This is a genomic window from Pseudomonas sp. LS_2 (genome assembly GCF_042709235.1).
Lineage (GTDB): Bacteria > Pseudomonadota > Gammaproteobacteria > Pseudomonadales > Pseudomonadaceae > Aquipseudomonas.
On sequence record NZ_JAVAYC010000055.1, the window covers coordinates 1 to 9,439 of the forward strand.

The following is a 9,439-nucleotide window of genomic DNA, read 5'->3' on the forward strand; positions in this document are numbered from 1 at the left end:
ATTCTGCCAATGGCGGATGCGGTACAAGCGCACAAGTTGTTTGCCGATACCCCTGCGCTGGACGTCCAGGCCGATGACCCGGCGCAATTGCAAGCCTGGCTGGGCCGACACTTCAACCGCGTCGGGCAATTGCCGGACCTCGGCAGCTATGGCCTGCGGCCAGTGGGCGCGCGCCTGTTGGCCAACGAGAACGGTCCGGCTGCGTTGCTGGTGTTCCAGGATGGCCAGGGGCAGCGTATCAGCCTATTCATGCGCTCGCCCGGCAAGCGTTTCGAGATGCCCAATGGGCAGCGCACCGAGGGAATGTTGGAGGCACGCTACTGGTCCCATGGCGACTATGCCTTCGCCGTGGTGAGCGCTGCCGACGACGAGCGCGGCGAGCAGGTGCGCCGGGCGCTTGGGGTGAGCCTGTAGAGAGCAGGCCGCACCCCCACGAGATCAGCCCAGTTCGAGCCAGATAGGTGCGTGGTCGGAGGGTTTTTCCATGCCGCGCAGCTCATAGTCCACACCGGCTGCCTTGACCCGTGGCAACAGCCCTTGCGAGGCCATGATCAGGTCGATGCGCAGGCCACGCTTGGGCTCGTCCTCGAAGCCACGGCTGCGGTAGTCGAACCAGCTGAAGCGGTCGGTCACCTCAGGGTGCAGGTGGCGGAAGCTGTCCACCAGGCCCCAGCCTTTCAGGCGCTCCATCCACTCGCGCTCCTCGGGCAGGAAGCTGCACTTGCCGGTTTTCAGCCAGCGCTTGGCGTTGTCCGCGCCGATGCCGATGTCGCAATCCTGGGGCGAGATGTTCAGGTCGCCCATCACCACCAGCGCCTGGTCGTTCTTGAACTGGCCTTCGAGCAGCGCTTGCAGGTCGCTGTAGAAGCGCTGCTTGGCCGGGAACTTGGTGGGGTGGTCGCGGCTTTCACCCTGCGGGAAGTAGCCGTTCATCACCGTGATGGGCGTGCCGTCGGCGTCGGCGAAGGTGCCCCAGATGAATCGGCGCTGGGCGTCTTCTTCATCGCTGGCAAAGCCCTTGAACAGCGACAGCGGGGCTTGGCGCGAGAGCAGGGCGACACCGTAGTGGCCTTTCTGGCCGTGGAAGTGCACGTGGTAGCCAAGGGCCTGGACTTCAGCCAGCGGGAACTGCTCGTCGCTGACCTTGGTTTCCTGCAGGCCGATCACGTCCGGCTGGTGCTTGTCGATCAACGCCGCCAGCTGGTGCGGGCGGGCGCGCAGGCCATTGATGTTGAACGAGACGATCTTCATGGAAAGGCAACCCTGGTAAAAGCTTCGGATGCTAGCCGACATTGGCCCCGCCCACCAGCGTGGCGGCAGTTCGCACCCGCTGCTAGGGTTGCATCGAAACACCGAGATGAACGATACCTCGCAGTCCATCTCCAAGGCACTGTATGCCCATGCAAGGAGGTTCGTCGCAATGCCCGAGACCATTGCCGCCCAGGCCCAGGTGTGCTTGCTCGATGCCGGCTACAGCCGCGAGGTGCGCTCGCTCCTCTACCATGCCTACCGCCACGAACCCACCTTCGCCTACCTGTTCGAGGGCCAGCGCCCCGGCTACGAGCGGCGCCTGCGAGCGCTGCTGCGCGAGTGGACCCGCCAGCACTTTTTCCTGCAATTGCCCGCCATAGGCCTGTTGCTCGAAGACCGCCTGGTGGGTGTGGCACTGATTGCGCCGCCGCATCGGCGCCTTGGTGTCGTCGATAGCTGGGCGTGGCGTTTGCGCATGATTCTAGGGGCGGGCCTGCGCTGCACCCGTCGCTATCTCGCCTACCAGGCCGCGCTGACCTCCTGCCTGCCCGGCGGCAACGTGCATGTGTTGCCGTTGCTGGGGGTGCACCCGCAGTTCCAGGGGCAGGATTTCGGCGAGCAATTGTTACAAGCCGTGCACGACTGGTGTGCCGAAGACCCCCATACCCAAGGCGTGGTACTGGACAGCGGCAACCCCCATTACCTGGCGTTCTACCAACGCCAGGGTTACCAGGAAATCGGTGAAATCGCCGTAGGGCCAATTCTGGAGAAGGTGTTCTTCCACCCCAACCCTGTCGCCTCGCAGGCCGCGAACGCCTGAGCCCAGCCGCCCCCTCTGGCGCCAGGGTCTGGTAGGATGCGCCGCATGACGTATTCAGGACGACTTACCTGGGGCCTGGTCATCCTGGCCGCCAGTTGCACAGCATGGGGCCAGAGTGAACTGTCGGTGCGGGTAAAACCGGCCAACAAGGAACTGCAAGCCAATATCGAAGGTTATATCGGCAGCCTTGGCGACCGCGACGAGGATGCCTTGCTGCGTTTCAGCCGAGGCGCCGAAGAACAGGCACGCAAGGCCGCCCAGGCCCTGGGCTATTACCAGGCACAGATCGATAGCGAGGTGAAGGCACCGGCCAAGGCCGACCAGCCGCTGCGCCTGATCATTCATGTGCAACCGGGCGAGCCGGTGCGGCTGCGCAATGTGACCGTGCGCATCGAAGGGCCGGCCAGCGAGATGAAGGCCTTTCGTGTTCCTGACAGCAAGGCGTTGCGCGCTGGCGAACCGCTCAACCATGGGGCGTACGAGGATGCCAAGCGGTTGATCCAGAACCAGGCCTCGCGCTACGGGTTCTTCAGTGGTCGCTTCAGCCGCCAGCGCCTGGCCGTCGACCCACAGGCCGGTGTAGCCGATATCGAGCTGGTCTACCAGAGCGGCCCGCGATATCGCCTGGGCAAGGTCAGCTTCGGCGGCGATGCACCCCTCGATGAAGACCTGCTGCAACGCATGGTTGGCTTCAAGCCAGGCACTCCCTACGACTCCGAACTGATCGCCGAGCTGAACAATGACCTGCAATCGAGCGGCTATTTCGAAGGCGTGCGGGTGGACGCCGCGCCAACCGCGGCAGTGGCCGAGGTGGTGCCGGTGAATGTTCGTCTCGATACCCGCAAACCCCGCACCCTTGGCCTTGGCCTGGGCTTTTCGACCGACGTGGGGCCGCGTGGCAAGGCCAACTGGACACGCCACTGGGTCAACGCACAAGGTCACAGCTATGGCTGGGAAACCGAGCTGTCGGCGCCACGGCAGAACGTCGGGCTGTGGTACGACGTGCCATTGGACCCGCCGCTGACCGACAAGCTGCGTTTTGCCGGGGGTTACCAGAACGAGGAAATCGCCGGCACCGACTCCTTGAGCAAGCTGCTCACCGTCGGCCCCGAGTGGCACAGTAAATTGCCCAGCGGCTGGCAGCGGGTGATCTCGCTCAAGTATCAGCGCGAAGAATATCGCCTGGGGGATGATTCGGGCCTGAGCAACCTGCTGATGCCAGGGGTCAGCTTCTCTTACCTGCGCAGCGACAACCGAATCGACCCGCACAACGGCTACCGCTTGCAGTTCGACGTGCAGGCGGCCAAGCAAGGCCTGGTGTCCGACACCAACCTGGTGCATGGCAACGTGTTGCTCAAGGGCCTGACCACTCTGGGGCAGAACCATCGTTTGCTGGGCCGCCTGCAATTTGGTGGCAGCGCCACCAATGGCTACCAGAACAACATCCCGCCGTCGCTGCGTTTCTTCGCCGGTGGCGACCAGAGCGTGCGCGGCTACGACTACCAGACCCTGTCGCCGAAGAACAGCGACGGCGACCGCATCGGCGGGCGCTACCTGGTGGCGGGCAGCGCGGAATACCAGTATTCGGTCACGGAGAAATGGCGCTTGGCGACCTTCATCGACCAGGGCAACTCGTTCAACTCCCTGGAGCTGCCCAGCCTCAAGACAGGCGTGGGCTTTGGCGTACGCTGGGTATCGCCGGTCGGCCCGTTGCGCCTGGACCTGGCCCGGGCACTGGATGACGACGGCGGCATTCGCCTGCACTTCTCCATGGGGCCGGAACTGTGATGCGCCTGTTCAAAGGAGCACTCCTGGCCTTGCTGGGGTTGGTACTGCTGGTCGTCATGGGGCTTGGGCTGACCCTGGGCACCCAGGGTGGCAGCCGCTGGTTGCTGGGCCTGGTGCCTGGGCTTGGTGTGGACGGGTTCGAGGGACGTCTTGGTGGGCAGTGGCAGGCGCAGCGCCTGGCCTGGGCCCAGGGCGACGACCGGGTCGAGTTGCACGCGCCGCAGCTGGCCTGGTCGCCCTCGTGCCTGTTGCGAGCCACCCTGTGCATCGACCGTTTGCAGGCCGAGCGCGTCGACATGACCTTCGCGCCATCAACGGAACAACCCGAGAGCGGGCCGGTACAATTGCCAACCTTGAACCTGCCGCTGGCCATGGAACTGGGCGAAGTACGCATCGGCCAATTGCGCCTGGACGGCAGCGACCTGCTGGGCGACCTGCAACTGGCAGCGCACTGGACCGCCCAAGGCCTGCGCATCGACACCCTGCAACTGCAACGCGACGACCTCAAGCTCAGTCTTCAAGGCACGCTGCTTCCCCAAGGCGATTGGCCGTTGCAGGCCGACGCAACCCTGCAGCTACCCGCCGTGGATGACAAACCCTGGGCGCTGGCCCTGGTCGCCAAGGGCGACTTGCAGAAAACCCTGAACCTCGAAGGCACCAGCAGCGGCTACCTCGATGCCCGCATCGAAGGCGAGCTACAGGCCCTGGCCGAGCACCTGCCTGCGCGGCTGGAAATTCACTCCGCTGCGTTCAAGCCCAGCAACGCGTTACCCGACACCCTGCAATTCAACCCACTGGACCTCAAGGCCGAGGGCGACCTGCTCAAGGGTTACCAATTACGCGGCAGCGCCAGTCTGCCCGCCGATCAGGGCCCCATCGTCCTGATGCTGACCGGCAAGGTCGACGCCAAGGGCGCCACGCTGGACGCCCTGGACCTCAGCGCCAGCGATACCCAGTACATCAAGCTGCAAGCCAGCGCCGACTGGCAGCAGGCGCTTACCGCCGACGCCCAGCTCCAATGGCTGGATTTCCCCTGGTTGCGCCTGTACCCCCTGGAGCAGGCGCCACAAGTCACCCTCAAGCGCTTCACGGCGCAGGTGCGTTATCGCGATGGCCAGTACGACGGTCGCCTCGATGGCGATCTCGATGGCCCGGCTGGTGCATTTAGCCTGGCGAGCCCTTTCGATGGCGACCTCACCCAGGTGCGCCTGCCCCAGTTGTCCCTGAACGCAGGGCAGGGCAAGGCTGCTGGCAGCGTTGCCCTGCGCTTTGCCGACACCTTGGCCTGGGACGTCGACATGCAGCTGTCGGCCCTCGACCCGGGGTACTGGCTTGCGCAGATGCCGGGCACCCTGGCCGGGCCTTTGCGCAGCCAGGGCGAGCTGAAGGAAGGGCGCCTGCAACTGGAAGCGCTGCTCGACCTCAAGGGCCGGCTACGCGGGCAGCCAGCCCTGCTCAAGGTCCAGGCCAATGGGGCCGGGGAGGCCTGGACCCTCGCCACGCTGGCAGTACAACTGGGCGATAACCGCATAAATGGCAGCGCCAGCCTGCAACAGCGCTTGGCGGGCCGAGTCGACCTTGACCTGCCGCGGTTGGGCCAGCTGTGGCCCAGGTTGCAAGGCCAGGCCAAGGGGCGCCTGGATGTCGCTGGCACCCTGGCGGCGCCACAGGGCACCCTGACGTTACAGGGCCAGCAACTGGCCCAAGCCGACAATCGCATCCAGCGGCTGAACCTGAACGCGCGACTGGACGACGCCCAGCGCGGTCAGCTCACTCTCGACCTCGGCAACATCCGCCTGGGCGATACCGCGCTGGGCAACCTGTCGGCCAACGGCAAGGGCGATGCCCGTCAGCAGGCACTGAGCCTTGCGCTCGATGGCCCGCAGCTCAAGCTTGACCTGGCACTGGATGGCACCCTGGCCTCTGGCGACTGGCGTGGCCGTCTGGCCAGCGGGCGCATTCAGGCCGGTGGTCACGACTGGCAGTTGCAGGCGCCTGCGCGGTTGCAGCGCCTGGCCAGTGGCCAACTGGACCTGTTCGCCCATTGCTGGCGTTCAGGCCAAGCCAGCCTGTGCGGCGAGGACCAGCGCCTGGCGCCAGAGCCGCGCCTGCGTTACCACCTCAAGCAGTTCCCCTTGGAGAGTCTTGGCCAGTGGTTGCCGAAGGACTTCGCCTGGCAGGGGCTGCTCGATGCCGACATCGACCTGGACCTGCCGGCCAGCGGCCCCAAGGGCAATATCCGCATCGACGCCAGCGGCGGCACCCTGAGGGTGCGTGACAAGCAGCAATGGGTCGACTTCCCTTACCAGGCCCTGCGCCTGGACAGTACCCTCGCACCGCGCCAGGTCGACGCCCGGCTGGCGTTCCGAGGCGAGCGCCTGGGCGAGCTGAACCTGGCCGCGCGTATCGACCCGCTGGGCCGGAACAAGCCGCTGTCGGGGGACTTCAACCTGTCTGGCCTGGACCTGTCGATCATCCGTCCCTTCGTGCCGATGGTCGAACGCCTGGCCGGTCGTCTCGATGGCAGTGGGCGTTTGTCGGGCGACTTGCTGCAACCCCAGGTCAATGGCGAGCTGCAACTCAGCGCCGGGCACGTCAGTGGCGCCGAGTTGCCGATTAGCCTGGAAGCACTGTCATTGCGCGCCCTGATCGCCGGCGAGCAGATGCAGTTGAAGGGTGACTGGCGCAGTGGCGAGACCGGGCATGGTCAACTGAGCGGCAACCTGACCTGGGGCCAGGTGCTGGGTATGGACCTGCGTGTGCAGGGCCAGCAATTGCCGGTCAGCGTCGAGCCGTACGCGGCGCTGGAAGTGGCGCCGGACCTGGCCGTTCGCCTGGTCGACGAGCGCTTGGTAGTCACCGGCAAGGTGTTGGTGCCCAAGGGCAAGATCACCGTTCGCGAGCTGCCGCCTTCGACGGTCAAGGTATCCGAGGACACAGTGATCGTTGGTCACCAGACCGAGGAGGGCACGCCGCCCATGGCGGTAGCCATGGACATCGATGTCGAGGTGGGGCACGACAAGCTGTCGTTCAGCGGCTTCGGCCTTACCGCCAACCTCCTGGGGCATGTGCACATCGGCGACAACCTCGATACCCGTGGCGAGCTCAGCCTGGCCGATGGTCGCTACCGTGCCTATGGCCAGCGCTTGAACATTCGCCGCGCTCGTCTGTTGTTCGCCGGCCCCATCGACCAGCCCTACCTGGACATCGAGGCCGTTCGCCAGGTCGATGACGTGATCGCGGGCATTCGCCTGAGCGGTAGCGCCGAGCAGCCGGCCACCCAGGTGTTTTCGGAGCCGGCCATGAGCCAGGAGCAGGCGTTGTCCTACCTGGTGCTCGGCCGACCGCTGAGCACCTCCGGTGAAGACAACAACATGCTGGCGCAGGCGGCACTTGGCCTGGGGCTGGCGGGTAGTGCCGGTATCACCGGGGACCTGGCGACGCGCCTGGGAATCGATGACTTCCAACTGGATACCGAAGGTTCCGGCAATACCACCAGCGTGGTGGCCAGCGGCAACCTGACTGAGCGTCTGAGTCTGCGTTATGGGGTGGGGGTATTCGAGCCGGCCAACACCATCGCGTTGCGCTACAAACTGAGCAAGAAGGTGTACCTGGAGGCGGCCAGCGGGCTGGCCAGCTCGTTGGATATTTTCTACAAGCGGGATTTCTGACGGCAGGAGGGCGGTTCAGCGAACTGTCGCGGCGTCGACGAACTCGTCGCGGTCATCCGCGTTGTTTGCGGGCGTGGTCATGGGAAGGCGCTGGGGGAGGATGAGGTTGGTGTACTCCTCGATCAGGCGGTTGATCGCCTCGGGTGGCTCGCACGCGTGGAACTGCATGCGGATCTGCACCTCGTCAGGGTCGCGCTGGTCGCCGCGACGGCCGCTGGCACCCACGGTCACCCGGAAGCGCGCACCACGGGTGTCTGCTGGGAGGTTGTCCTGGGCGAACTGCCGGGTGTCGATACCGTTCACCCGCACCGACAGGTCGACCTGCATGCGCTCCAGCGCCAGGCCTCGTGGGGAAACCAAGGCGATCAATGGCACCCGTAGCGTGTGCTGGTCGTCCATGGCCACCTCGACCATCTTGGCTTTCATGGGGCTTCCGAGGGCGCCGGTGTTGCAGTCGAAGAACTGGTCGAACAATTGGATGTACTGCTGTGCGATCAGCGTGTGGGTGGCTGCGGCCGCTTCCTGCAAGCCGCGGGTGATGTCGATGAGGTCGCTCGAGGTCATTGGAGCTGGGGGCGGAGTGTGGGATTCCACGCGTGGGGTTCCTCAAGGTCTGAGGCCCCCGCCAGTAACGGGGGCGTGTTGTCGGTCAGACGAGCATGTAGCGTTCATTGGTTGTTGGTTTGGGTTTCCACTTCAGCGCCACGGTCGGGCTTGAGCGCGTGGGTATTGTCGGCGCGAATCGGCTTTACGGCGGCGTCGGTAAGGTAATCCATGACCCGTTGCAGCGCCTCGGGTGGCTCCTGGCGCCTGACGGTGGTGTTGAAGGCATAGCGCGCCCGGGTGTCGGTGCTGCGCGTCTGTGCCGACTTGTGGCTGACGCTGCCTTTTACATTGAGCTTGAACGGACCCCAGCCCAGGGAACCGTCCAGTTCGGCGGCGGCTTCCGTGGAGGAGCTGTCCTCAGCCATCTGGCTAACCGTCAATTCGAACTCCACCTTGCCTTCTTCGATGCAGATATTCGGGTGGGTGATTGCCGCCATCAGCGGAATCTGCATTTTCCGTGTGACGCTTCCGGTGGTTTGGCCCTGGTCGTCCTGTAGGGTCTCTTCGTAGTGGAATTCAATGGCATTGGCCTTGCCATCCTTGATACAGACGTTGAGCAGGAAATCCGCATAGGATTTGCTGGCGGTGACCTGGGCTTCGATCATCGCTTGTAGTGGCGCTGCGATCATGCGGTCCATGGGCAGGGCGTTTATGACCGAGCCGATCAGATTGCTATCTGGATTTACCATGGTGTCGTTTCCTCAGTGGGGGACTGCCGGCGTACAGGATCAGCGAGCGTGGTTGTCCTGGCGGCGGATGTTGCCGATCTGGCGCAGGCTCAGGCCGTATTTGTCGGCCAGCAGGCTACGCGACAGGCCGTTGGCGCTTTCTTCCTGGATCCGCAGGTTGCGTAACTGCCGTTGAAAGTGGTCAGGTTTCGGGATTTCCAAAGCGACCCCGGAAAAACGCTTGATCAATGCATCGAGGGCGTCGATGGGAAGGACGTCCGCCAACTTGGTGCGCTCGCGGTGTTTGGGGATGTACTTGGGCCTGCCGCCGTAGGTGCGGGTCAACAGATAAGCGTTTTCGATGCCGATGCATTCGATCAGCGACTGCAGCGAGTGCGGGAGCTGAGTGACGTCTATCCGGTCCAGGTCGCTCGATTCCATTGTTTCTTCCTCGAAAAAGACTGTTGCCATGCCGTGTTTCCTTGGCTGTTGTAGGCCGACCCTTGGCTGCCATCGGGATGGGCTTGGCTGAATTCTCAGGCAGCGGCAAAAGCTGTCGCTAGGCGCCAAGCGGACCGAGCGCTGTAGCCGCTCGGTGTTACCGCTCGCAGGCTTTGAGGGGGGGAGGTTGTAGG

Annotated in this window: 8 protein-coding genes; 4 read left to right on the plus strand and 4 right to left on the minus strand. The window is 64.5% G+C overall.

Going from position 1 to position 9,439, the window contains the following annotated elements; all coding sequences use genetic code 11:
* Positions 1 to 414 (plus strand): anti-sigma factor family protein (locus tag RAC97_RS24320; protein ID WP_379671515.1); only part of this gene is annotated, 414 nt, incomplete at its 5' end.
* Between the two features lie 24 nt (positions 415 to 438).
* On the opposite strand, the gene xthA is transcribed toward RAC97_RS24320, so the two are convergent.
* Positions 439 to 1,251 carry an exodeoxyribonuclease III gene (gene xthA, locus RAC97_RS24325; RefSeq protein WP_375099391.1) on the minus strand — a complete coding sequence of 271 codons (813 nt, stop codon included), beginning with the start codon at positions 1,249 to 1,251 and terminating at the stop codon, positions 439 to 441.
* A 169-nt stretch (positions 1,252 to 1,420) separates the two neighbouring features.
* On the opposite strand from xthA, the gene RAC97_RS24330 reads away from it, so the two are divergent.
* Genes RAC97_RS24330 through RAC97_RS24340 form a run of 3 tightly spaced genes read left to right on the plus strand, consistent with a single transcriptional unit; the run spans position 1,421 to position 7,530 of the window.
* Complete coding sequence (locus RAC97_RS24330) at positions 1,421 to 2,071, plus strand: GNAT family N-acetyltransferase (protein ID WP_375099400.1); 651 nt, start codon at positions 1,421 to 1,423, stop codon at positions 2,069 to 2,071.
* A 45-nt stretch (positions 2,072 to 2,116) separates the two neighbouring features.
* The gene (locus RAC97_RS24335; protein ID WP_375099392.1) at positions 2,117 to 3,859 is read left to right on the plus strand and encodes an autotransporter assembly complex family protein; all 1,743 of its coding nucleotides are present in this window, start codon (positions 2,117 to 2,119) and stop codon (positions 3,857 to 3,859) included.
* Positions 3,859 to 7,530: a translocation/assembly module TamB domain-containing protein gene (locus RAC97_RS24340; protein WP_375099393.1), complete on the plus strand. Its 3,672-nt coding sequence runs from the start codon at positions 3,859 to 3,861 to the stop codon at positions 7,528 to 7,530. The genes RAC97_RS24335 and RAC97_RS24340 overlap by 1 nt, the downstream gene beginning before the upstream one ends.
* Positions 7,531 to 7,545: 15 nt before the next feature.
* Here the strand turns inward: RAC97_RS24340 and RAC97_RS24345 are convergent, their stop codons facing one another.
* The 3 genes from RAC97_RS24345 to RAC97_RS24355 form a co-directional block, all read right to left on the minus strand.
* Positions 7,546 to 8,094 (minus strand): DUF2589 domain-containing protein, encoded by a 549-nt coding sequence (locus RAC97_RS24345; protein WP_375099401.1) that lies wholly within the window; start codon positions 8,092 to 8,094, stop codon positions 7,546 to 7,548.
* 104 nt (positions 8,095 to 8,198) lie between these two features.
* Positions 8,199 to 8,825, minus strand: a complete 627-nt coding sequence (locus RAC97_RS24350; RefSeq protein ID WP_375099394.1) for a DUF2589 domain-containing protein — start codon at positions 8,823 to 8,825, stop codon at positions 8,199 to 8,201.
* A gap of 39 nt (positions 8,826 to 8,864) precedes the next feature.
* Positions 8,865 to 9,245 (minus strand): Mor transcription activator family protein, encoded by a 381-nt coding sequence (locus RAC97_RS24355; protein WP_375099402.1) that lies wholly within the window; start codon positions 9,243 to 9,245, stop codon positions 8,865 to 8,867.
* Between the last annotated feature and the right edge of the window lie 194 nt (positions 9,246 to 9,439).